The 22,998-nt window shown below is 73.2% G+C and carries 24 protein-coding genes; 12 read left to right on the forward strand and 12 right to left on the reverse strand.

The annotated features are described in order from the left end of the window. Position 1 precedes the first annotated feature (1 nt). Both ACQEU6_RS39840 and ACQEU6_RS39845 read right to left on the reverse strand, forming a co-directional pair. Positions 2-1,405: an amino acid permease gene (locus ACQEU6_RS39840; protein ID WP_499338867.1), complete on the reverse strand. Its 1,404-nt coding sequence runs from the start codon at positions 1,403-1,405 to the stop codon at positions 2-4. A 43-nt stretch (positions 1,406-1,448) separates the two neighbouring features. Beyond that, positions 1,449-3,143 (reverse strand): serine/threonine-protein kinase, encoded by a 1,695-nt coding sequence (locus ACQEU6_RS39845; protein WP_499338868.1) that lies wholly within the window; start codon positions 3,141-3,143, stop codon positions 1,449-1,451. 107 nt (positions 3,144-3,250) lie between these two features. On the opposite strand from ACQEU6_RS39845, the gene ACQEU6_RS39850 reads away from it, so the two are divergent. Next, the gene (locus ACQEU6_RS39850) at positions 3,251-4,222 is read left to right on the forward strand and encodes an alpha/beta hydrolase (RefSeq protein ID WP_499338869.1); all 972 of its coding nucleotides are present in this window, start codon (positions 3,251-3,253) and stop codon (positions 4,220-4,222) included. Here the strand turns inward: ACQEU6_RS39850 and ACQEU6_RS39855 are convergent. From ACQEU6_RS39855 to ACQEU6_RS39870, 4 genes are all read right to left on the reverse strand, one after another. Then, a complete protein-coding gene (locus ACQEU6_RS39855; protein WP_499338870.1) occupies positions 4,219-5,916 on the reverse strand; it encodes a serine/threonine-protein kinase in 1,698 nt (565 codons plus the stop codon). The genes ACQEU6_RS39850 and ACQEU6_RS39855 overlap by 4 nt on opposite strands. Positions 5,917-5,993: 77 nt before the next feature. Next, a complete protein-coding gene (locus ACQEU6_RS39860) occupies positions 5,994-7,313 on the reverse strand; it encodes a DUF4389 domain-containing protein (protein ID WP_499338871.1) in 1,320 nt (439 codons plus the stop codon). 73 nt (positions 7,314-7,386) lie between these two features. After that, entirely contained in the window at positions 7,387-8,349 is a 963-nt protein-coding gene (locus tag ACQEU6_RS39865; RefSeq protein ID WP_499338872.1) for a quinone oxidoreductase family protein, read from the reverse strand. A gap of 80 nt (positions 8,350-8,429) precedes the next feature. Next, positions 8,430-9,122, reverse strand: coding sequence for a TetR family transcriptional regulator (locus tag ACQEU6_RS39870; protein WP_499338873.1), 693 nt, complete (start codon positions 9,120-9,122; stop codon positions 8,430-8,432). Between the two features lie 315 nt (positions 9,123-9,437). Here ACQEU6_RS39870 and ACQEU6_RS39875 point away from each other — a divergent pair, with 315 nt between their 5' ends. From ACQEU6_RS39875 to ACQEU6_RS39885, 3 genes are all read left to right on the forward strand, one after another. Beyond that, positions 9,438-9,710: a hypothetical protein gene (locus ACQEU6_RS39875; RefSeq protein WP_499338874.1), complete on the forward strand. Its 273-nt coding sequence runs from the start codon at positions 9,438-9,440 to the stop codon at positions 9,708-9,710. 133 nt (positions 9,711-9,843) lie between these two features. Next, a complete protein-coding gene (locus ACQEU6_RS39880) occupies positions 9,844-10,119 on the forward strand; it encodes a DUF6504 family protein (RefSeq protein ID WP_499338875.1) in 276 nt (91 codons plus the stop codon). 1 nt (position 10,120) lies between these two features. After that, positions 10,121-13,483, forward strand: coding sequence for a DNA polymerase III subunit alpha (locus ACQEU6_RS39885; protein WP_499338876.1), 3,363 nt, complete (start codon positions 10,121-10,123; stop codon positions 13,481-13,483). A 15-nt stretch (positions 13,484-13,498) separates the two neighbouring features. Here the strand turns inward: ACQEU6_RS39885 and ACQEU6_RS39890 are convergent, their stop codons facing one another. The 4 genes from ACQEU6_RS39890 to ACQEU6_RS39905 all read right to left on the reverse strand — a co-directional run bounded on the left by ACQEU6_RS39890 (position 13,499) and on the right by ACQEU6_RS39905 (position 16,556). Next, the gene (locus tag ACQEU6_RS39890) at positions 13,499-14,173 is read right to left on the reverse strand and encodes a DUF4328 domain-containing protein (RefSeq protein ID WP_499338877.1); all 675 of its coding nucleotides are present in this window, start codon (positions 14,171-14,173) and stop codon (positions 13,499-13,501) included. Positions 14,174-14,268: 95 nt separating this feature from the next. After that, a complete protein-coding gene (locus tag ACQEU6_RS39895; protein WP_499338878.1) occupies positions 14,269-14,616 on the reverse strand; it encodes a hypothetical protein in 348 nt (115 codons plus the stop codon). 72 nt (positions 14,617-14,688) lie between these two features. Beyond that, on the reverse strand, positions 14,689-15,336 hold the full coding sequence (locus ACQEU6_RS39900) for a response regulator (RefSeq protein WP_499338879.1): 648 nt from the start codon (positions 15,334-15,336) through the stop codon (positions 14,689-14,691). Positions 15,337-15,362: 26 nt separating this feature from the next. Further along, on the reverse strand, positions 15,363-16,556 hold the full coding sequence (locus tag ACQEU6_RS39905; RefSeq protein WP_499338880.1) for a sensor histidine kinase: 1,194 nt from the start codon (positions 16,554-16,556) through the stop codon (positions 15,363-15,365). A gap of 119 nt (positions 16,557-16,675) precedes the next feature. Between ACQEU6_RS39905 and ACQEU6_RS39910 the strand changes: the two genes are divergently transcribed. Then, on the forward strand, positions 16,676-16,867 hold the full coding sequence (locus ACQEU6_RS39910) for a hypothetical protein (protein WP_499338881.1): 192 nt from the start codon (positions 16,676-16,678) through the stop codon (positions 16,865-16,867). Continuing rightward, complete coding sequence (locus ACQEU6_RS39915) at positions 16,864-17,013, forward strand: hypothetical protein (protein WP_499338882.1); 150 nt, start codon at positions 16,864-16,866, stop codon at positions 17,011-17,013. The genes ACQEU6_RS39910 and ACQEU6_RS39915 overlap by 4 nt, the downstream gene beginning before the upstream one ends. Before the next feature lie 448 nt (positions 17,014-17,461). Here ACQEU6_RS39915 and ACQEU6_RS39920 read toward each other — a convergent pair whose 3' ends face one another. After that, positions 17,462-17,653, reverse strand: coding sequence for a hypothetical protein (locus ACQEU6_RS39920; RefSeq protein WP_499338883.1), 192 nt, complete (start codon positions 17,651-17,653; stop codon positions 17,462-17,464). 686 nt (positions 17,654-18,339) lie between these two features. Next, positions 18,340-19,578 (reverse strand): helix-turn-helix domain-containing protein, encoded by a 1,239-nt coding sequence (locus tag ACQEU6_RS39925; RefSeq protein WP_499338884.1) that lies wholly within the window; start codon positions 19,576-19,578, stop codon positions 18,340-18,342. Positions 19,579-19,668: 90 nt separating this feature from the next. Here ACQEU6_RS39925 and ACQEU6_RS39930 point away from each other — a divergent pair, with 90 nt between their 5' ends. The 6 genes from ACQEU6_RS39930 to ACQEU6_RS39955 are packed head-to-tail and all read left to right on the forward strand — an operon-like array spanning position 19,669 to position 22,823. Then, on the forward strand, positions 19,669-20,064 hold the full coding sequence (locus tag ACQEU6_RS39930; RefSeq protein ID WP_499338885.1) for a hypothetical protein: 396 nt from the start codon (positions 19,669-19,671) through the stop codon (positions 20,062-20,064). A 56-nt stretch (positions 20,065-20,120) separates the two neighbouring features. Then, positions 20,121-20,978 (forward strand): SAM-dependent methyltransferase, encoded by an 858-nt coding sequence (locus tag ACQEU6_RS39935; RefSeq protein ID WP_499338886.1) that lies wholly within the window; start codon positions 20,121-20,123, stop codon positions 20,976-20,978. 55 nt (positions 20,979-21,033) lie between these two features. Next, the gene (locus ACQEU6_RS39940; protein ID WP_499338887.1) at positions 21,034-21,252 is read left to right on the forward strand and encodes a DUF397 domain-containing protein; all 219 of its coding nucleotides are present in this window, start codon (positions 21,034-21,036) and stop codon (positions 21,250-21,252) included. Between the two features lie 49 nt (positions 21,253-21,301). Further along, entirely contained in the window at positions 21,302-21,970 is a 669-nt protein-coding gene (locus ACQEU6_RS39945; RefSeq protein WP_499338888.1) for a hypothetical protein, read from the forward strand. Between the two features lie 29 nt (positions 21,971-21,999). Further along, complete coding sequence (locus ACQEU6_RS39950; protein ID WP_499338889.1) at positions 22,000-22,440, forward strand: hypothetical protein; 441 nt, start codon at positions 22,000-22,002, stop codon at positions 22,438-22,440. An 11-nt stretch (positions 22,441-22,451) separates the two neighbouring features. Continuing rightward, positions 22,452-22,823 carry a hypothetical protein gene (locus tag ACQEU6_RS39955; protein WP_499338890.1) on the forward strand — a complete coding sequence of 124 codons (372 nt, stop codon included), beginning with the start codon at positions 22,452-22,454 and terminating at the stop codon, positions 22,821-22,823. The last annotated feature ends 175 nt before the right edge of the window (positions 22,824-22,998 follow it).

The following is a 22,998-nucleotide window of genomic DNA, read 5'->3' on the forward strand; positions in this document are numbered from 1 at the left end:
GCTAGACCTCGGTCCTGCGCGCCGCCGGCGGGGGCGCGGCGACCGGCGGGCGCCTGCCGAAGCGGCGGCGCAGCGGGTAGGCGAGCGCGACGGCGGCGAGGCTGACCAGGGAGGCGATCAGCTGGGAGCGCTGCCCGTCCATGAACGCCATCGAGACCAGCACGGCGAGCAGGGCGGCGATGACCACCCAGGTCAGGTACGGGAACAGCCACATCCGGTAGGTGAGGCTCGCGGGGTCCTCGCGCCGCAGGCGGGGGCGCAGCCGCAGCTGCGAGAACAGGATCGCCAGGTCGACGAAGGCCAGCACGACCCCGATCGAGTTCATCAGGAACTTGAAGACCTGGTCGGGGGAGACGTAGGACGCGACGACCGCCGCCCACGCCGCGACCGTCCCGAGCAGGATCGCCCGGACGGGGACGCCGCGCCGGTTCAGCCGCACCAGCCCGGCGGGGGCGTCGCCGTCGCGGGTCAGCACGTACAGCATCCGCGACGAGACGTAGATCGCCGAGTTCAGCACCGACAGGACGGCGGTGAGGATGACCGCCTGCATGAGGGTGCCGGCGGCGGGCACCTCCAGCCGGTCCAGGGCGCTGACGAACGGGCTGGTCAGGACCTTCGCGTCGTTCCACGGCAGGATCGACACGACGAGCAGGATCGACAGGACGTAGAACAGCGCGACCCGCCACAGCACGTTGCCGGTGGCCCTGGCGACGGCCCGGCCCGGCTCCTCGCTCTCCGCGGCGGCGATGGTGACGATCTCCGTCCCGCCGAACGCGAACATCACCGCGACGATCGCGGTGAAGACCGACCCGGCGCCGTTCGGGACGAATCCCCCGTGCCCGGTGAGCACGGCCGCCCCGCCGGGCGAGTCCGGCCACAGCCCGGTGACGTACAGGACGCCGAGGACGACGAACACCAGGATCGCGGCGACCTTGATCGAGGCGAACCAGAACTCGAACTCGCCGAACGACCGGACGGAGACGAGGTTCACCGCCGTCATCGCCACCAGCAGGCCGGCGGCCAGCGCCCACTGGGGCAGGCCGGTCCAGCCGGCGAGGATGCCGGCGCCCGCGGTCGCCTCCGCGCCGACGAGGATCACGTAGAGGTACCAGTACAGCCAGCCGATCGTGAACCCGGCGAAGGGGCCGAGCGCCATCCGCGCGTACTCGGCGAGGGACCCGGCGACCGGTCGCGCCACGACCATCTCGCCGAGGGCCCGCAGCACGCACAGCACCAGCAGGCCGGCCGCCGCGTACGACAGGACGGCGGCGGGCCCGGCGGCGCTGATCACCGCGCCGCTGCCGACGAACAGCCCGGCGCCGATCGCGCCGCCGATCGCGAGCATCGTCATGTGGCGGCGGCGCAGTCCGGCGCGCAGCCCCGCGCGGTCACTGCTCTCAGACATCACGACAACAGTAGGTGACCTGCGCGGATGGCCCCGCCGAGGGTCAGACCCCGCAGAGCGCGAAGTCGTCGAAGACCGCCTGCGGCCACCCGGTGGCGCCCTCGCGGCGGACGACGAGCAGGCCGCTGTTGCCCGGGACGCTGCTCGGCGGGGTGGCGGCGGACGAGGCGACCGGCTCGCCGTTGACCCACATCGCGAGGTCGATGTTGCCGTCCTCGCGCTTGACGCAGGCGGCCTGGAGGCGGTTGCCGTCGCGGAGCCTGGGCACGGTCCCGGTCGTCACGGTCTGCGCCTGCCAGGTGGTCAGCTTGGCGATGCGAGCCCGCCCGTCCGAGCCCAAGAGGAAGGCGTAGCCGAAGCCGCCGTGGCAGTACACCCCCGACTCGCCGTAGGCGTCCTTCGGCGTGACCTCGGCCTCGATGAGCTGGGAGTCGGGGATCCTGCCCGCCGGCGCGTCGACGGTCGTGCGCCCGGCCTTCGGCAGGACGTGGATCTCGTACTTCCTGTCGCGGTAGGACGCGTCGAAGACCGGCGTCGCGGCCGTCTTCCAGCCGGAGTCCGGGTCGTTGAACTTGTCGTCGAAGATCTTTTCCTTGACCTCCGGCGGTTCGTCGCCGAGGACGGCGGCCCCGCGGGGCGCCGAGGCGTCCGGGGCGTCGTCACCGCCCGGGATGTTGAGGGCCCCGATCACGGCGGCGACGGCGAGGACCGCGCCGGTCGCGACGATCAGCAGGCCGTGGCCCCGGTACGGGGACGGCCTGCCCGCCGGGGCCGCCGGCGTCCGCGCGCCGATCGGGCGGGTCGGCGGCACGGAGTCGACGCTCGTCGGGGGCGCCGGCGCGGGAGCCGGTGCCGTCGTGGACGCGGCCTTCGGCGCCGGGGCGGGCGGGGGCGCCGGCGGCTCGGCCGCGCGCGGGGACGCGGGCGGGGCGTCCTCGCCGGTCAGCGCCTGGACGAGCTGCTTCACCGTCGGGCGTCCGGCGGGTTCCTTGGCCAGCGACCGGGCCACCAGATCGCGGACGGCCGGGTCGAGGCCGTCCAGGTCGGGGTCGGCGGACGTCACCCGGCTGATGACCTCCAGGAGCGTCCCGCCGCCGAACGGGGCGCGCCCGGTGCCCGCGTAGGCGACGACGCAGCCCCAGGAGAACACGTCGGCGGCGGGCGTGATCTCCTGCCCGTGCATCAGCTCGGGCGCGATGTAGGCGGGCGTGCCCACGAACTGGCCGGTCCTGGTCGGGCCCTCGGTGGCGTCCAGCGCCCGGGCGATGCCGAAGTCGATCACGCGCGGCCCGGTCGGGGACAGCAGCACGTTGGACGGCTTCAGGTCGCGGTGCACGATCCCGGCGCCGTGGATCGCGCCCAGCGCCGTCGCGACGTTGACCGCGAGGGCCTCCAGGTCGCCGCCGCGCAGCGGGCCGTCCGCCTTGACGGCCTCCTCGACGGACGGGCCGTTGACGTACTCGGTCACCACGTAGAGCGGGTCGCCGTCGAGCCGGGCGTCCAGGACGGCGGCCGTGCAGAACCGGCTGACCTGCCGGGCGGCCGTCACCTCGCTGCGGAAGCGGTCGTGGAAGGCCTCGTCGTCGGCCAGCTCCGCGTTGATGACCTTGACCGCGACCCGCCGTCCGGTCTCGTCCTGGCCGAGGTAGACGGTTCCCATGCCGCCCCGCCCGAGCCGGGCGGTGAGCACGTACGGGCCGAGCAGCCGCGGGTCTCGGTCGCGGAGGGGCGCCTGCATGGCTCGACTCCCGGGGGTGGAGATGGGCTGTGATTCAGTCTGTCGTACGGTCAGTCTCTTTGACGCCCGATCATGGGGCATCAGTTCACCGGGCAGCGGGAGGAAAAGTGGACGTGACGGCGGACGTGCTCGGCCCCGGGTACGAGGCGATCGAGCTGCCGATGGGCCGCGACGCCGAGGGCGAGGTCGTGGCGACGCTCGTGCGCCGCCGCCGCGGCGGCGCCCCCTCCCGGCGGGCGGTGCTCTACCTGCACGGGTTCGTCGACTACTTCTTCCAGCGGCACCTCGCCGACTTCTACGTCGAGCTCGGCTTCGACTTCTACGCGCTCGACCTGCGCAAGTACGGGCGCTCACTGCGCCCGCACCAGACCCCCAACTTCGTCGAGAGCCTGTCGGACCACTTCCCTGAGATCGACGAGGCGGTGCGGATCGTCCGGGACGTGGACGGGCACGACACGCTCCTGCTGAACGGCCACTCGACGGGCGGCCTGGTCGCCGCCCTGTGGGCCGACAGGGCACGGGGCAAGGGGCTGGTCGACGGAGTGTTCCTCAACAGCCCGTTCCTGGACATCGCCGAGCCGCTGGTGATGCGCAAGGTCGGCGCGGGCCTGGCGCGGGCGCTGCGCCCCCGGTTCCCGAAGGCGAAGCTGCCGGCGGGCGTGTCCGAGCTGTATCCGCGCAGCATCCACCGGGACCATGAGGGCGAGTGGGAGTTCGACCTCGCCTGGAAGCCGCTCGCCGGATTCCCGGTGCGGGCGGCGTGGCTGGCGGCCGTCCGCCGGGGGCAGCTGCGCCTGCACCGCGGCCTGGACGTCGACGTCCCGGTGCTGGTCATGGCGTCGACGCGCAGCGTCCGCCCGACCCGCGGGGTCCTGGACGTGACGGGCGCCGACGCCGTCCTGGACGTCGAGCACATGGCGCGATGGGCGCCGCGCATCGGACGGCACGTCACGCTCGTGCGGATCGAGGGCGGCCTGCACGACCTGGTGCTGTCCGCCGAACCGGCCCGCGCGCAGGTCTTCGCGGAGCTGACCCGCTGGACGAACGGCTACCTGCCGGACCGGCCGGGCCCGGCCTAGTTGAGGATCTTCGACAGGTCGAAGTCGTCGAAGTCGACGACGATCTGCTGCGCGGCGTTGCCGCCCCGCTCGACCTGCAGGCCGGCCTTGCCGTTGCCGAGCGGCTGGTCGGCGTCGGTCGCGTCGAGGACCCGGTGGCCGTTCACCCAGAGCCGCAGCCGGACCTGCTTGCCCTCGGCGCCGCTCTCGCACGCGATCTGGAGCTTGTTGGTCTCGCCCTCGGAGAAGCCGGGGACCGAGTCGGGGCTGGCCAGCTCCTTGGTGCCGCGGTCCTTGGTGTACTTGCGGAGCACCGCGCCCTTGCCGTCGTTGCGGATCAGGAACATGTACTCGTTGCCGCCGTTCTCGGTCGAACGGCAGGTGAGGCCGTACAGGCCGTCGGCGGGCCCCTGGGCCTTGGCGCTGACCGTGGCCAGCATCGGGTCGGGGGCGAAGTCGTCCTTGGGCACGTCCCGGCCCGTCGCGTTCCCGGTGCTGTCGGTCTGCAGCCGGTAGCCGCCGTTGGTGTAGGTGTACTCGCCGTTGAACGTGCCCCAGCCGGAGGTGTCGTTGGAGAAGTCGTCGCTGAACGTCGTGGCGACGTTGCCGGGCGGCCCGTCCGGACGCAGGACGAGGAACCCGGCGACGGCGAGGACGGCGACGACGGCCGCGACGGCGCCCCCGATGATCAGCGGGCGCCGGGGGAGTCCGCCGCCGCTCGGCGCGGACCCCGGCCGGGCGTCCTGGCGGGTGGCGCCGGGCGGCGCGGCCGGCGGGTTCGGCTGCTGGAAGGCGGCCTGGGCCGTCCGCGCCTGGAGGGTCGGATCGCTCGCGGGGCCGTGCCAGCTCGCCTGGACGGTCTCGGCGAGCCTCGCCGGGTCGGCCTGGCCGTTGCCGACGAGCCGTCCGAGCAGGTCCTGGACGGTCGGCCGCCGGCGCGGGTCCTTGTCGAGCGCGGCGGCGACGACGTCGCGCAGGCCGGGGTCGAGCCCGTCCAGCCGCGGCTCCTCGTGCACGACGCGGTAGAAGATCTCCGGGACCGTGTTGCCCGAGAACGGGGGGCGGCCCGTCCCGGCGTAGGCGACGACGCAGCCCCACGAGAACACGTCGGAGGCGGACGAGACCTGCTCGCCGCGCAGCAGCTCGGGGGGCAGGTAGTTCGGGGTCCCGACGAACTGGCCGGTGCGGGTGGGGCCGTCGGCGGCGTCGAGGGCGCGGGCGATGCCGAAGTCGATGACGCGGGGGCCGGTGGAGGACAGCAGGACGTTGGCGGGCTTGAGGTCGCGGTGCACGATCCCGGCGCCGTGGATGGCGGCGAGCGCGGTGGCGACGCCGACCGCGAGGCCCTCCAGGTCGGAGCCGGGCAGCGGGCCGCGCTCGGCGACGGCGGTCTCCAGGCTCGGGCCCTCGATGTACTCGGTGACGACGTAGAGGGGGTCGGTGTCCAGTTCGGCGTCCATCACGGGCGCGGTGCAGAACCGGCGGACCTGCCGCGCGGCGGTCACCTCGCGCCGGAACCGCTCCCGGAACGTGCTCTCGCCGGCGAGCTCACGGTTGATCATTTTCACGGCGACGCGGCGGCCGGCGCGGTCCTCACCGAGGAAGACCGTCCCCATGCCGCCCCGGCCGAGCCGCCCGACCAGCCGGTAGGGGCCGAGCTCTCCGGGGTCGCCGGGGCGCAGGGTCTCCCCGTTCTCTCCTGCGTGCGTGGTCATCACGATCCTGTGTGGGGGATTCGGGAGTCTTTGTTGTAGAACCCTAGCGGTCCTCGGTATTCGGACGCGCGGAGCCGTCAGTGCGTTCGGCGGGCGCGGGGAAGAGTGCGGAACGGCGGCAGTTTCTCGCCGGTGAGCCCGAACGCGTACGCCACGACCCGGCTGGACCAGCGCTGGCACCCGACGACCAGCGCGTACAGGGCGCGGGGATACCGGCCGGTGAACGGGATGACCAGCCAGCTGAGCAGCATGACGACCACCAGGGCCGCGTACATGAGCAGCATCACGGCCAGGTGCGGGATCACCAGCAGGCCCCTGAGCAGGGTGAGCCAGCGCCGCGGGCCGCGCCATGCGGCCGGGAACGGCAGGTCGACGAGGACCGTCTCCGGGTCCGCGACGGGTTCGCGCGACGCCGCGGCGGCGGGTGCGGCGGCCTCCGGCGCGGGCCTCGGCGCCGGGACCTCGACGGCCGCGGGCCTCCCGCCGTCCGGATCGGGGCCGGGGGCCGGATCGGCGTCCGGATCCGGCCCCCGCCACGACGCCGAGATGGTCTCCACGGCCTGGGTGAGGTCGGCCTTCTCCTGCCCGACGAGCAGGGTGAGCAGCCGCCGCGCCGTCGGGCGGTCGCGCGGGTCCTTGACGAGCGCGGCGGCGGCGACGTCGCGCAGCCGCGGGTCCAGGCCGGCGAGGTCGGGCTCCTCGTGCTCGATGCGGCGGAACGTCTCGGCGACGGTGCCGCCCTGGAACGGGGGGCGCCCCGTCCCGGCGTAGGCGACGACGCAGCCCCAGGCGAACACGTCCGACGCCTGCTCGACCGGCTCGCCCCGCAGCACCTCGGGCGCGATGTAGGACGGCGTCCCGACGAACTGGCCGGTGCGGGTGGGGCCGTCCGGGGCGTCGAGGGCGCGGGCGATGCCGAAGTCGATGACGCGGGGGCCGGTGGAGGACAGCAGGACGTTGGCGGGCTTGAGGTCGCGGTGCACGATCCCGGCGCCGTGGATGGCGGCGAGCGCGGTGGCGACGCCGACCGCGAGGCCCTCCAGGTCGGAGCCGGGCAGCGGCCCCTTCCCCCCGACGGCCTTCTCCAGGCTCGGCCCGTCGATGTACTCGGTGACGATGTACGGCGGGTCCTGGTCGAGCTCCGCGTCGATCACGGGCGCGGTGCAGAACCGGTGGACGCGCCGCGCGGCGAGCACCTCGCGGCGGAACCGGGCGAGGAACGCCGGCTCCCCGGCCAGCTCGCGGTTGACGACCTTCACCGCGACCCGCCGCCCGTCCGGCTCGGCGGCCAGGTAGACCGTCCCCATGCCGCCGCGGCCGAGCCGCCCGAGCAGGCGGTACGGGCCGAGGACGCGGGGTTCGTCGTGCTCCAGCGGTCCGGCGGCGTACGTCGTCATGGGGGGCGGCGCTCCTTGGAAGATCGTTCGTCCGGGGCCAGCCTAGGGGAGGCGGCGCCGCCGGGCGTGACGGTCAGGGGATCAGCAGGAGCTTGCCGGTGCTGCGCCTCGCCTCCAGATCGGCGTGCGCGGCGGCGGCCTCGGCGAGGTCGTGGCGGCGGCCGACGTGGACCTTCACCGCCCCGGACTCCACCCACGCGTAGACGTCGGCGGCGCGCTCCAGCAGCTCCTCGCGCCTCTCGACGTAGTGGGCGAGGGAGGGCCGGGTCAGGAACACCGACCCGGCCCGGTTGAGGCGCTGCGGGTCGAACGGCGGGACGGGGCCGCCCGCCGCCCCGTACAGGGCCAGGGTGCCGCGCCGCCGGAGGCTCTCCAGGCTCCCGTCGAACGTGGGCGCCCCGACGCCGTCGTACACCACGGCGACGCCCTCGCCGCCGGTCAGCTCCCGCACCCGCTCGGGGAACCCGTCGTAGCCCATGGTGGCGTCCGCGCCCGCGTCCTTCGCCAGCCTCTCCTTCTCCGGGGTGGACGCCGTCGCGATCACCCGGGCGCCGAGGGAGGCGGCCGCCTGCGTGAGCAGCAGCCCCATCCCGCCCGCCGCCGCGTGCACGAGGACGGTGTCGCCCTCCCGGACCGGATACGTCGACCTGGTCAGGTAGTGCGCGGTCATGCCCTGCAGCAGCGACGCCGCCGCGTCCTCCAGGCTCACTCCGCCGGGGACGGGGACGACCTTGTCCGCCGGGACGACGGCCTTCTCCGCGTAGCCGCCCTGCACGTTCGCCCACGCGACGCGGTCGCCCGCCGAGAACTCCCGGACACCCTCGCCGACGGCGGCGACGGTCCCCGCGGCCTCGACGCCGGGCGTGTAGGGGGTCTCCTGCGGGTAGGCGCCCGTCCGGTAGTACACGTCGATGAAGTTGACCCCGGCCGCCGCGACGTCGATCAGCACCTCGCCCGGTCCGGGGCTCGGGTCCGGGCGCTCGGACGCCTCCAGGACCTCGGGGCCGCCGGTGCGGGTGATGACGATCGCGCGCATGTCGTTCTCCTGACGGTCGGTTCGCGTGGACGCTCCCGGAGAACCGGGCGCCTCTCCGGGCTATTCCACCGACGGGGCGCTCACACCCAGTCGCGCATGGTCCGGCCGGCGAGGGTCACGGCCTCCTCCACGCGGGCGGCGACCGTCCCGGGGTCCCAGATGTCGTGGCGGGCGCAGTCCTCGAACGCGACCTTGGTCGCGGCCAGGTAGAACGACACGACGATCCGCGGTCGCAGGTCCTGCTCCATGTCGACGCCCTCGCGGCGCGCGATCTCGGCGGCGAGCGCCTCCGCCGACGCCGAGTACCGCGCCATCTGCGCCGCCATCAGCGACGGCGTCGCCTCGATGACCTGCCGGACGCGGCGGAACCGGGCGCTGTCGGCCGGGTCGCTCTCGGCGATCGTCCGCAGCACGACGCGCAGCGACTCGAACAGCGCGGTGAACGGCCGCTCCCCGGACGGGCGGGCCGCGAGGGCCTCCGCCAGCACCTGGTCGTGCTCGCGGAGGAAGCTCGTGACCACGTCCTCCTTGGTGCCGAAGTAGCGGAAGAACGTGCGCTGCGACACCTCCACCGCCGCCACGATCTCGTCGATCGTCGTCGCCTCGTACCCCTGGGCGAGGAACAGGTCCAGGGCCGCGTCGATGAGCGCGAAGCGGGTCCGCTGCTTCTTGCGCTCGCGGAGCCCGGCCAGGGCGCGGCCCTGCTCGGGCCCTTGCCCGTGGACGCGCTGGTGGGTGTGGCCTGACGGGTCGCCGGCGGGGACGGCGCTCATCGGCTCGCTCCTTCTGTTCTGGCTGACGCGGACGATGCCCGCCTCACAGAGGCTTTTATCACGGACGGAGCCTCCGTATGCGGGCCAGGTTCCGGGAACCGGAAACCACCGGTGCGGTGATTGGCACGTATCCGGACGGCGCGCTACACCGCTTCTGCGGACCATCCCCTAGCGGGCGGGGTACACCCGTCCCCACTCTTGGGATTCTCCCCGCACGGCCCCCGGTTCGCCGTCATGCTGAGGAGTGGTCACCAACCGTCGCCGGAGGATCGCTCAAGGTCATGACGGCGGCACGGACCTGCTGAGGCGGCTGATGTGTCTGTAGTCGGTGGGCGGGAGATCGCCGAGATGCGCCGGCGTCACCTCGCGGCGCTCGCGCGCGAGGTCGAGACCCGGGGCCTGGCCTGGCGGTTCGCTGGGCCGGGGGAGTCCCTGCTGGCCGTCTACACGCCGGGCACGGGGCGCCATGTGATCGTGCTCGCCACCCCGTGCGGCGACGGCTGGTACTACCTGTGGCCCGCCGGGGGGATGGCCGACGCGGCCCGGCCCGGCGAGGCCGCCGACCGCGTCCGCGCGCTTCTCGGCTGACCCCGCCTAGCTTCTCGGCTGACCCCGCCTTGCTCCCCGGGCCCGGGGTTCCCTAGACTCGGTCTCCGAACGTTTGTTCGAGAACGAGTCCGCATGCTCCTTCCCCCGTGCGGCGAGCGCGAGGGGGAGGCAGATGACGCGCGTGTTCGGCGATCCGGTGGACGTCTGGGTGAGCGACGGCCGTCCGGTCCGGTTCGTCTGGCGTGGCCGGCTCTACAGCGTCCGGCGGGTGCTGGAGCACTGGGTCACGACCCGCGACTGGTGGCGGGAGCGGCATCCTGACGGCGAGGCCGCCGGCGAGCGGGAGTTCTGGCGGATCGAGGCGACCCCGGACCGGGAGATCGGCGTCTACGAGCTGCGTTATGACGTGGCCGCTGACAGCTGGCTGCTATCCCGGGTATGGGACTGACGTGCATATTCATGTCGCTTCGTCCTATTCGCTCCGGTTCGGCGTCGCGCCGCCCGCGGCGCTGGCGGAGCGCGCGGCGGTCCTCGGCATGGAGACGCTGGCGCTGACCGACCGCGACGGCCTGTACGGCGCCGTCCGGCACGTCCGGGCCTGCGCGGACGCGGGGATCGGCGCCGTCGTCGGGGCCGACCTCCGGGTCGCCTCCACCGGGGAGGAGCGCGTCGTCGTCCTCGCCGAGGGGCGCGCCGGGTGGCGGTCGCTGTGCCGGCTGGTGACGGCCGCGCACGCGGCGGGCGAGCGCGGCCGCCCGCTGGTGACCAGGGAGATGGTCGGGGCGCACGCCGAGGGCCTCGTCGTCCTGCTCGGCCCGGCGTCCGACGTCGGGCGGGCCCTCACCGGGCGGCGCCCGGACGTGGCGGCGGCCCGGCTGGCGGCGTGGCACGCCGCCGCCGAGACCGTGATCGAGATCGTCGACCAGCGCGACAAGGGCGACGGGCCGCGGGCGGCGCGGATGCTCGCGCTCGCCCGCGAGACGGGGACGCCCGCCGTGCTGGGCAACGCCGTCCGCTACCTGGACCCGTCCGACCACCCGGTCGCGCAGGTCCTGGACGTGACGCGCCGCCTCGTCCCGCTCGACCGGCGGCACCTGGACGACCGCACCGGGCAGGCGTACCTGAAGTCGGTCCCCGAGATGCGCCGGGTCGCGGAGGCGGTCTGCGGCCCGGACGGGGCGGAGGCGCTCCTCGCGGCCACCCGGCGGCTGTCGGAGCGCTGCGTCCTGGACCCCGCCCGCGACCTCGGCATGGACGAGGTCCACCTGCCGGCCGTCGAGGGCGACCCGCACGCCCGGCTCGCCGCCCGGTGCGCGGAGGGGATGGCGCGGCGCGGGCTCGCCGGGTCGCGGGAGGCCGCGGCCCGGCTCGACCAGGAGCTCGGCGTGATCGGGCGCAAGGGCCTGGCGCCCTACTTCCTCACCGTCGCCGACGCCGCCGCGCTGATCAGGGGGCGCGGCATCCGCTGCGCGATCCGCGGCTCGGGCGCGGGCAGCCTGGTCAACTACCTGGTCGGCATCGGCGACCTGGACCCGCTGCGGCACGACCTGGTGATGGAGCGGTTCCTCGCCGACAGCCGCGAGGGCCTGCCCGACATCGACCTGGACGTGGAGTCGGCCCGCCGGCTGGAGGCCTACCGGGCGCTGTTCGACCGGTTCGGCGCGGACGCCACGGCGTGCGTGTCGATGATGGAGACCTACCGGGCGCGCAGCGCGCTGCGCGACGTCGGCAACGCCGTCGGTCTCCCGCCGCACGAGATCGACGCGATCGCCAAGGCGTTCCCGCGGATCCGGGCGAGCCAGATCCGCACGGCCCTGCACGACCTGCCCGAGCTGCGGCAGAGCAACCTGGCGGCGGGACGCCTGGAGGTGCTGTTCCGGATCGCCGAGCGGCTGGACGGGCTGCCCCGCCACATCGCCATGCACCCGTGCGGCGTCCTGCTGTCGAACCCCGGCCTGCGGGACCGGACGCCGGTCGAGCGCGCCGCCGTCGGGTTCCCGATGAGCCAGTTCGACAAGGACGACGTCGAGGCGATGGGGCTGCTCAAGCTCGACGTGATCGGCGTCCGGATGCAGTCGGCGATGGCGCACGCGGTGGCGGAGGTCGCCCGGGTGACGGGGGAGGAGGTCGCGCTGGAGGACGTCCCGCGCGACGACCCCGCGACGTACGCGCTGGTGCGCACCTCCCGGACGCTCGGCTGCTTCCAGATCGAGTCGCCCGGCCAGCGGGAGCTGATCGGCCGGCTCCAGCCCCGCGACCTGGACGACCTGGTCATCGACATCTCGCTGTTCCGCCCCGGCCCGGTCAACTCCGACATGGTGACGCCGTTCCTGGAGGCCCGCGCGGGGAGGCGGGAGCCCGCCTATCCGCATCCCGACCTCGAACCCGCGCTGCGGGAGAGCCTCGGCGTGGTCGTCTTCCACGAGCAGGTGCTGCGCGTCATCGACGTGATGACCGGATGCGGCCTGTCCCGGGCGGAGGCGGCGCGCCGGAGCCTGAACCACGAGCGGGGCCTGGCCGTGGTCGGCGCCTGGTTCCGGGAGCGGGCGCTGGCGCGCGGCCACGACGAGGCGACGGTCGAGCGCGTGTGGAGGATGCTGACCGCCTTCGGCGCGTTCGGGTTCTGCAAGGCCCACGCGGCGTCGTTCGCGCTGCCCACCTACCAGTCGGCCTGGCTGAAACGGCACCACACGGCAGCCTTCTACGCCGGCGTCCTCACCCACGATCCCGGCATGTACCCCAAGCGAGTCATCCTCGACGACGCCCGGCACTTCGGCGTCCCGATCCTCCCCCTGGACGTCAACCGCTCGGACGCGCACTGGCGCGCCGAACCCGTCCCGGCGGGCGGCCCGGCCGGGATCCGGGTCGCGCTGAGCGAGGTCAGGGGCATCTCCGAGGCCGAGATCGACAGGATCGCCGGGGCCCGGCCGTACCGGTCGCTGACCGACTTCTGGCGCCGCGCCCGGGTGTCGCGGCCGATCGCCGAGCGGCTCGTCCTGGCGGGCGCGTTCGACGCCCTCCACGAGGGCGTCCCGCGCCGCGACCTGCTGTGCCGCGTCGGGGCGCTCGACCGGGTCACCGCCCGTCCCGCGCGCGTCCCGGAGGGCCAGCTCCCCCTCGGCCGGGAGGAAGGCGACGGGGCCCCGGGAGGCGTGGAGGCCGACCTGGCCGAGGAGATCCCGGCGGGCGGGCTGCCGCCGATGACGCCCGCCGAGGTGGTCGAGGCGGAGCTGGACATCCTGGGCATGGACGTGAGCCGGCACGTCATGACCTTCTACACCGGGCTGCTGGCCGGGCTCGGCGTCGTCCGGGCCGCCGACCTGCCGGGACGTCCGGACGGAAGCGAGGTCCTGGTCGCCGGGGTCAAGGTCGCGACCCAGACCCCGGCGGTCAGGTCGGGGCAGCGCGTCATCTTCGCGACGCTGGACGACGCGACCGGCCCGGTCGACCTCACGTTCTTCGAGTCGGTGCAGGACCGGTGCGCCGCCACCGTCTTCGGCTCCTGGCTGCTCGTCGCCCGGGGGCGGCTGCGCCGCGCCGGTGACCGCGCCGTCTCGATCACCGCGAACGCCTGCTGGGACCTGAACGCCCTGCACGAGGAGTGGCGCCGCGGCGGACCGGACGCCGTCCGCGCGGCCATGGCGGGCCCGTCCGGCCGGGGGCGCCCGGTGGGGCGCCGGATCGTCCAGCCCACGGGGTTCGCGATGTCGCCGTACTCCGACATCGGCCACGCGGGCCCGGCCGTCAAGCGCCCGCCGAGGACCCCCCTCTGGCACACCAGCCAGGGGAGCTCCGGGCCCCCTCCCGCCTGACCCGGCCCGCCCGGCTCACCGGGTGATCTGGATCCGGGTGATCTGGAAGACGGTGGCCATGCACAGCGCGGCGGCGAGGGCCTGGAAGGCCGCCGCGGCCACGCCGACGTGCACGTCGAGGCGGGCGTCGGCGAGGGTCTCGACGCTGCCGTGCGCGAACACGCGGCCGAGGACGAGGCCGAGCAGGGCGCAGGCCCACCAGCCCGCGACGACGAGCCCGGCGGCCTGCCGCTCGGCCGTCCGGTACCGGCCGCTGTTCACCCACACCTCGTAGACCATCCGGGGCGGCAGCCACAGGTTGACGACCGGCAGGAACCAGCCGAGCAGCACCCAGGCGCGGTGGTGGCGGTGCGGGCCGGGGGACTGGTGGAACGCCCGCCACAGCCAGGTCAGGTACAGCAGGCCGGTGACGCCCGCCATGATCGCGCCGATCGTGAACACGTCCGCGTAGGGGGCGAGGGCCTTGCCGGTGGCGGCGGCGTCGTAGCTGTCGTGCGTCGCGCCGTGCAGCGGCCGCGCCAGCCTGAGCAGGCTGATCCCCGAGCCGAGGGCCACGAACGCGTTGAAGCCGAGCAGCATGAAGACGGCCACGCCGACGGCCCGGAAGTCGCGGCGCCGCGCCCACGCGCCGCACGCCGGGCACCGGTCGACCTCGGTCGGGATGATGTCGCCGCACAGCGCGCACGGCATGATCCACCTCCCAGGGCCTTTGCTGTTGACTGTTTTGGATACTACGTACGTTTGACCGGCGCGGCCCAACGCGGGTTCGCGCCATTACAAGATCGTCACATGGAGAGGACGAGCCATGTGGCCGCGCACGTCGCGGTCGCGGTCACGGCCGCCCAGGCGGCGAGGCGTCCGAGGCCACCTGTGGACAGCAGCCGCTCGGGACGGAACCCGGTCACCGCCAGCAGCGCCCACCACTCGGCGGCCAGCGCGATCGCCGCGTACAGGGACCCGAGACCGATCAGCGAGAACAGCAGGACGGCGCCCGCCGGGGTCACGGTGTGCGCGAACAGGGCGGGCCCCCGGGACGGCCCGTCCAGGCCGCGCCGCAGCGCCAGCAGGACGCCGCCCCAGCCCGCGGCGCACAGCACCCACATGACCAGGACGGTCACGGGCAGTCCGTTCATCGACTCCGGTGCCAGTGCCGAGCCTCCCCCGTCTTCCCTGCGTTCCCCGTCCGCGTTCCCCTGCCCGGCCCGTCAGCTCATGAGGCCCGACTCCCAGGCCCACGCGGCCGTCGCGACGCGGTTGCGCGTCTCCAGCTTCCGGTTGACGCTGCCGAGGTGCGTCTTGACCGTGGAGAGCGACACGTACAGCTCGGCGGCGATCTCCTCGTTCGTCCGGCCGCGCGCGACCAGCCTGACCACGTCCAGCTCCCGGCCGGTGAGCGGCTCGCGCGGCTGGACGGGCCGCGCGGGCCGCCTGGCCAGGTGCTCCAGCAGCCGGACGGTGATGGACGGCGACACCAGCGACCCGCCGCCCGCCGCCGCGCGGACGGCCTCCACCAGCAGCGCGGGCCCGCTGTCCTTCAGCAGGAACCCGACCGCGCCGCCCCGCAGCGCCCCGTAGACGTACTCGTCCATGTCGAACGTCGTGACGATCACGATGCGCGGCGGGTCGGGGACGCCTGCGCCGGCGAGGGCGCGGGTCGCCTCCAGGCCGTCCATCCGCGGCATCCGGATGTCGAACAGGCACACCTGCGGGCGCAGGCGGCGGGCCAGCGCGACGGCCTCGGCGCCGTCGGCGGCCTCGCCGACCACCTCCATGTCGGGCTGCGAGTCGACGATCATCCGGAACCCGGTCCGGACCATCTCCTGGTCGTCGGCGATCAGTACGCGGATGGTCACCTTGCCGATTGTGTCAGCATCCTCGGCTATCCGTCCGATACGGGGAGGCGTGCGACGACCTCCCAGCCGCCCTCGGGGCGCGGGCCCGCGTGCAGCCGCCCGCCGAGCGCGCCGACCCGCTCGCCCAGCCCGGTGAGGCCGAAACCGCCGGACGGCAGCCGCCTGCCGCCGCGCCCCCGCCCGTCGTCCCGCACGGCGACCTCGACGTCGCCTCCGACCCGCGCCAGCGTGACCCGCACGGACGCGGCGTCGGCGGCGTGCTTGCGGATGTTGGTCAGCGCCTCCTGGACGACGCGGTGCGCCGACGCCGCGACCTCCGGCGGCAGGGCGCCGAGGCCGGGCTCCAGCGTGAGCGCGGCGGGCGGGTGGGCGAACCCCTCGACGAGGCTCCTGAGCTGCGTGAGGTCGCCGACGGGACGGGTGCCGGCGCCGCCGGAGGGGAGGGCCTCCCCGTCCGGGGCGTCGGGGTTCTGGGCGTCGCGCAGCAGCCCGACCATGCGCCGCATCGACGTGAGCGCCTCGGTCCCGGCCTTCTCGATCTCGCCGAGCATCCGGTCGAGCTGCTCCTGCGTCTGCGCGGCGCCCGACTGCGCCGTGAACCTCGCCGCCTGCGCCTGGACGACGATGCCGGTCACGTGGTGCGCGACGAAGTCGTGCAGGTCGCGGGCCAGCTCCAGCCGCTCGTCGCGCCGCGCCGACGCCAGCGACCTGGCCCGCCGCGCGTCCAGCGCCCGCAGGTAGAGCCCGACGCCGAGCGCGATCGCCACGGTGATGCCGAGCGGCGCGGTGAACAGCGCCGCCGCGATCGGCGACCAGCGCAGCGGCGTCGCCAGGAGCGCCGCGCCGAGCAGCACCGCGATCGGGACGAGCCGGTCGCGGCGGGCCTTCCACACCACCCGCGCGATGACGATCAGCAGGCCGCCGATCTCCGCGAACAGGCTCGGGGCGCCGAGCTCGGGCCGCACCGCCGTGCCGAGGTACAGGGTGCTGAGCGCCGACAGGGCCCCCGCTCCGGCCGCCCACACCAGGAAGCCGCGCCCGGAGACCGCCGCGACGTTGGCCGCCAGCGCGACGAACACCATCCACAGGGCGGAGGGGTCCCGGAATCCGGCGGCCGCGCACGCCAGCAGGTACAGGGAGGCGAACCCCGCGTACGCCACGCGTACCAGGCAGCCGCCCACCGAATGGATGCGGTCCAGTCGTGCCCCAACGTCGCTCACGCCCACGCAGCGTACGACCCGATGCGGACCGCCGGATCGGCCGTTCGGCCGATCCGGCGCCCGGTTCCCCGGCCCCGCGTCCGATGCGGCGGGGCGGCGGCGGGGCGCACGCTGGGGCCATGTACCTGATCTACGTTCCCCTCACCGCGGCGTTCGCCGCGTTCGTGGTCTACGGCGGCGTCGTGATGCCCGCCACGGAGGTCGTCGAGTCGATCCGCGACCGCCGCCGCACCCGTCCGCCCGACAACGTGCTGGAGCTGCGCCCGGCGGGCGGGCCGGATCCGGCGGAAGAGCGGGAGGAGGCGGCGTGAGCGAGCCCGTCCTGCTCGGCCGCGGGCTGGTGAAGCGGTTCGGGACGGCGGTGGCGCTGGACGGCGTCGACCTGGCCGCGGGCCGCGCCGAGGCCGTCGCGATCATGGGCCCGTCCGGGTCGGGGAAGACGGATATCGGATTGTGACACTTCTTCCCCGTGCTGACCTGCGCTGTTGTGGGGAGGCGGGTGCGGGCTTGGGTGGGGCGGCGGGCTGCTAGCCTCGCGCGGCTCCGGGCTGCCGCACGGCTGCCCACGTCAGGCCGGGGGCGGCCCGCCGGAGGGGCCCCGCCCAAGCCCGCACCCGGCGTCCCGTCACCTTCCCCGGCCCCGTGGGGGTCTACGCGGGTGCCCACCCTGTCCAGTCTGCGCGACGGTGGCTTAGCGCGCTGACCGAGGCGCACACGCTCTTATGGGTAGAGCCCTACGCCGGAGGCGGGTCCCTGTAAGGGGTGGGGGTCGGGGTTGGTTGGGAATCGAAGTAGCCGAACCTTGCGCGCCTGCTGGGGCGTTGAGCGCTTAGTGGGCCTACCGCTGAGGAAGAGACTGGCCGCTACACGCGGGGGGTAGCGGCCAGTCTCCGAACGATGACGAGCTAAAGCAGCTTCGCCGCTGTCATGACGCCGATGACGAACGTGGTCGCCCCAGCGAACGTGATGCCCGCTCTCGTTACGACTTCCAGTGTTGTCGCTCCGCTGAGCTTGGCCAGGAAGCCGACGACGGTTCCGGCGTTGGTTCCGACCAGCACTGCGATCCCAACCAGCAAGCCGCCGATAAGGGAACTCATCCTTCTAGATTTCCTTCTCGCAAGCTGCGCGTCCCCGCGGACGCGACAGGGGGTCAGGTCAACTCGCCCCGTGTCATGGGCGAGGCATGGCGGCAGCAACAGCTCCCTAGGGCTGCTGGTCCGCGTCTACACCTCCTTCTGATCCCCCCTTGCCACGCCGAGTATTTCATGAGGATCAGTCGGGCTGGGAGAGGTGAACGCCGGAGCCCTAGTGTCGCGTGGTCAGCTCGTATGGAGGCATCTCGCGGGAGCGTGGCGCACGATGGTGAGCAGCCGGCGGCCGTGCCGACGCGCTGAGGAGAACGTCACCAAGGACTAAGCACGGCTGCCGGTCGCGGAAGTTCGCGTGCACGTGGCAGCGGGCGGCCCGAGGGAGGACCGTCCTGGCGTCGGCGGGCCGAGCCAAGCGGCCGAAGGCCGCTTGGTCTCGTGCCCGTCCGTACGTCCGTTGACGGTAGCGAGCCGCTGGAACCCGCTCCGTCTGATTGGCGGCACCTGAGCCGTTCCAGAACTGGTACGCACCGGCCACCACGCGCGAAGGCGCGCGGCGGTGTGCCGCGCGCCTTGACCTACGTAGGGAAAATCCTCACACACGCGTCCGGCGAGGTGCGGGCGGCCTGGTGTGAAGCTAGTCGCGTCGGGCTCCATCGGGCCAGATGAGCTGCGGGAACCCTTCCCACAGCCGGTCACGCGGCGTATGCGTCGAGAACCTCACGCACTTGCGGAACATCCTTGTGCGGTTGAAGTTTTGCGAGGACCACACTGGTGCGTTGAGAGGTTCGCTCACTCGCGAAGTCTTTGGCGAGGTCGAACATCCTGCGGGCGGCTTGGGCGGCCTCCTCCGGTTCGTTGGCATCAACAAGGGCAACCGCGAGCCAGGACAGATAGAGCGCAAGCTCGCGAGTGTGTGTCGAGTCGTACCGTTCAAGCACCTTCTCCAAAAGGGGCACCGCACGCAGGGGCTTTCGCAACTCCGTGAACACCCTTGCGTCCATCACCGCGAGTTCATCCGATGAAACCCAGTACGCCCAGATTGGGGCACCTGACGGCTCATCCTGCTCCAGAGCTTCGTGCGCAGCGCTCAAGGCTCGCATCGCGGGTTGAGCCTCGCCCGCCTTCGCGTGTGCCCAAGCAATCCTGTCAAGGCTGAGGGCTCTGGCTCGCGCCGGAAGGTGGGGACCCGCCTCCTCAAGGGCAGCGTGAGCGAGGCTGACGGCGTCGGCCTCTCGGCCAGTGTTGGAGTACAGGTAAGCGAGGCTGCCCGCAAGGTTGCCGAGAAGGGCATCGTCTCCAGTGTTCCGCGCCGCCGAGATGCCGAGCTGGTAGGCGCGGTGCGCCTGGTCGTACTGGCCAGCGTCGCCAGCGATCCATCCCGCGATCTGCGCCAGCTCCGCGATGCTGCGTAGCAAGGCGCGTCCTACCTGCTCGGTGTGAGTCGTTTGACGGTAAAGCCGAACGGCACGGTCCAGCTCTCGCATCGCAGGGTCGAGAAGGTCCCTCCCCGCTATGACGTCATCAGCGAGGCGAAGGCCATGAGCACGAGATGCCAAGCTAGCGGCGGTGGACTCGCCAGCCTGTCTCCCCTGCGTGGTGATCAGTGGTCCGAGTTCTTCGACCGTGTTGGGGAGGAAGTACCCAAGCGCTTCGGCCGGGCTGAGGTTGCCAGAGAAGGGTTCGTCTCCACGCGCATGAGCGGCGGCACGTTCGAGATCATCAAGCGAGACCTCCAAGGCCGTAGCGAGAGCCGGGAGCCAAGCGTTAGGTACGCGGTCTCCCCGTTCCCACCTGCTGATCTCATTCCGCGTCAACGACGGAAGACCCGAAATGCGACAGAGCGCCTCGGCAAGCTGCCTCTGGCTAACACGCTTGTCCCGCCGCAAACGGGCTAGGTAAGCGCCGAACCGGCTACGCCGTTCGTCGATCATGCTGGCCCCTCCTCCCATCCAAGTCTGGCCCCTCCCTGGCCCCCTGGTTGGCACCTCCCCGAAATTGGAGGATCAGGAACGCTCAACTCCATGGAAAACACGATTCCTTCAGGCGGCAAGGGCACCGCCGGAGGCACTGGAGATCCGGGAGACGGAAGACTCTCCGGCCGGTTGTCGCTGGCGATGGGTGAGCGTCGCCTGCATTTGGCTGCGTTGGACGCGGTGGTGTCGGAGTGGGACGGGCCGCTGCGGGGCGGTCTGGTGAGCCGGGACGGCGTGCCGATGCTGCATGTGGTGAGCACGGTGGATGAGTCGCGGTGGATGGATGTCGACTGCGAGCCGGTCGGCGGGGTGTGGTGGTTCCTGCGGGCGGGCCGCGGTGAGGGCATCGTGCCGGTGGCCGAGGTGGCGGACGCTCCTGCGGTGCTGGTGCGTGTGGTCAAGCGTCATGCGGGTGGCGCTGGCGGGTCGGGGGTGGGTCGGTGACGGCGCGGCGGCCTGAGGCGTCGGGTGGTGGGCCTGACGGCTGGGGTGGTGGTCCGGTGGATTCGGCGTTGGCGCGGATTCTGGCGGGTGAGGGGCTGGACGAGCCTGTCTACGGTGCGGACGGGGCGTGGGATCCGGGGGTGCCGTCTCCGGCGCGGATGTACGACGTGTTCCTGGGCGGCAAGGACAACGTGGAGGTTGACCGGCGGGCTGCTGAGCGGGTGGCGGCGGCTGCGCCGTCGATTCCGCAGGCCGCCAGGGACAACCGGGCGTTCATGCATCGCGTGGTGGAGTGGGCGGCGCGGCGCGGGATCGATCAGTTCGTGGATGTGGGGACCGGTATCCCGACCGAGCCGAACGCTCACGAGGTCGCGCGGAGGTTCCAGCCGGATGCGCTGGTGGTGGGGGTCGACAACGATCCGCTGGTTTTGGCGCATGACCGGGCGCTGCTGGAGGGGATGCCGATCGTGCGCGGGGACGCGCGTGAGGTGGACGCGCTGATCGGTGATCTGGACGCGTGGGTGGACTGGGACCGGCCGGTGGCGGTGCTGCTGATCGCGGTCCTGCACTTCGTGACCGATGACCACGACCCGGCCGGGATCGTGCGGGCGTTCACGGGTCGGATGGTGCCGGGGTCGGTGGTGGCGGTGTCGCACGTGTGCTCCGACGGTGCGGACCCGGTGGCGGTGGCGCAGGTGGAGGAGGTCTACCGGGGCGCGACCGAGCCGGGGGTGTTCCGCACTGGGGAACAGATCACGGCGCTGTTCGGGCGGCGGCTGGAGGTGGCCGCGCCGGGGGTGGTTCCGGTGCAGCACTGGCCGGGTGTGTGCGGTGAGGTGACGCCGGTTCCGATCCTGGGCGGTGCCGGGGTGGTGCCCGATCCGCTGGCGGGCCCGGCGGCGGGTGGCGGGTGACCGGCGGCGGCAAGACCGCTTCTGACAGTCGAGAGAGCAGAAAGGGCAGGAAGCATTGAGCATCGACCAGGCTCCGCACCCGGAGTTCCCCGGGGCGAGATGGCGGAAGAGCAGTCACTCCTCCGGAGCGGACGCCGATGACAAGCATGTCTGTGTCGAGGTCGCCCCGGTCGGTGACGCCGGACATGCGATCCGCGACTCCACCGACCCGCAGGGAGCCGTGCTGCGTCTGGGCCCGGGGGTCCTGAGGAGCTTGATCGCCAAGTTGAAGTGATGCGGTGGCCGGTGGTGGGACGGGTCGGGGTGCGGGCGGTGAGCGGGCGGTGAGCGGGGCGGCTGGGCGTCTGGTGGTGTCGGCGGAGGTGTTGCGGGAGCGGTATGAGGCGGGTGAGTCGGTTCCTTCGATCGCGCGGCGGATGGGGCTTCCGGCGTGTCGGGTGTACCGGTGGATGCGGGTTGAGGGGATCGACCGGCGTCCTCCGGGTGGGCCGCTGTGGGATGAGTTCCCGATCTGTCTGGAGGAGTTGCGGGCCTGGTATGAGGCGGGTGAGTCGGTTGCGGGGCTGGCGCGGGAGCTGGAGGTGTCGGAGGGCACGGTGACGATGCGGCTGGCGGAGTCGGGTGCGGTGTTGCGGTCGCGTGAGCGGGGCGGGCGGATGGAGTTGGCGGTGCCCTCTCAGGTGCTGCGGGAGCGGTATGAGGCGGGCGAGACGCTGTCGGGCCTGGCCGCCTCGCTGGGAGTGGCGGTCCTGACGGTGAAGGTGCGGTTGCTGGAGGCCGGGACGGTGATGCGGCCAGTGGGCGCTGGGGCCAAAAGGATCGAGTTGGGGATCAGCTTGGCGGCGTTGCGTCGGCGGTGGGAGGCGGGTGAGTCGGCCGTTGGCCTGGCGGCGGAGTTGGGGGTGTCGGAGGGCACGATCCGGAACCGGCTCAAGAGCGCTGAGGCGCAGACGCAGACCGACCAGGGACGGCAGGACGGGCAGGAGCGATGAGAGCGGGAGGCGGGAAAGGCGTGGGAGCGGTGAGGCTGGCCGATGGGCTGTGTGACCGTGTCGGCGGGCTGCTGGGCGGTGCGGTGGACCAGGTGGAGCGGGGTGTGCTGCGGGGCCGTGATCTGGCGGGGGTGCGGACGCGGGTGCGGTACCTGGACCTTTTGGCGGTGTCGCTGGGCCCGTTGGGGTGGGGGTCCGTGCCGCTGTACCGGTTGCCGGTGCGTCCGCTGCCGGTGCGGTGTCCGCTGCTGTGGGTGTACAGCCGGGCGGGTGATGCGGGTCTGCCGGTGACGGTGTCTGCGACGTGTGCGGGCTGGTCGTATGTGGACGCCAGTGACCGGGAGGCGCGGTGGGTGGGGTGGTGCTGGGACCGGCCGGGGGCGGTCGCGGCGGTGGACGTGCGGTTGATGGCGCAGATCTCCGCGCAGGCCGGGCCTGCGGTGCCGCTGCGGTTCGGGGGCGGGCGGTGAGTGGGCCGGACGTGAGCGGGCCGGAGACGCTCGGGCCGGACACGGTGGAGACGGCGCTGGAGGCGCTGTTCCGGCAAGCCGAAGCGGCGTGGGAGGTGTTGAAGCGCGATTCGGACGCTCTGCCGCTGGAGGGGGCGGGCGATGCGCTGGAGGCGACCGTGGATGTGCTGGATCTGATCTGGGCGGTCCTGGGGGCGCTGACGGCGCGTGCCGAGGTGATCCGGGAACGGGAGATGACCGAGCGGCGGGAAGGGTCCTCATTTGAGGTGATGGACGATGCGTTGGTGCATCTGAGCTACGGCCTTGATGGGCTGATGGTGGCGCGTCACCTGGTGGGGATGGGCCGGGGTGAGGTGCTGCGGATCGTGCGCGGCGAGGCGTAGGCGTCACATGTGCGGGGGGGCCGCGAGGGTGTAGGGCCGCGGCCCCCTGTTCGCGCCTGGCTGAGGGGGTGGGCCGGCGGATATGGCCGGAGGCCACCCCGGAGGGGCGACCGCGAGGGAGTTCGGCCGGCGCAGCCCCGTCCCGGGGCACCTTCCGCCTGGGTTGGTGTCGGTG

Source organism: Spirillospora sp. CA-108201 (assembly GCF_050936235.1).
Classification (GTDB): domain Bacteria; phylum Actinomycetota; class Actinomycetes; order Streptosporangiales; family Streptosporangiaceae; genus Spirillospora.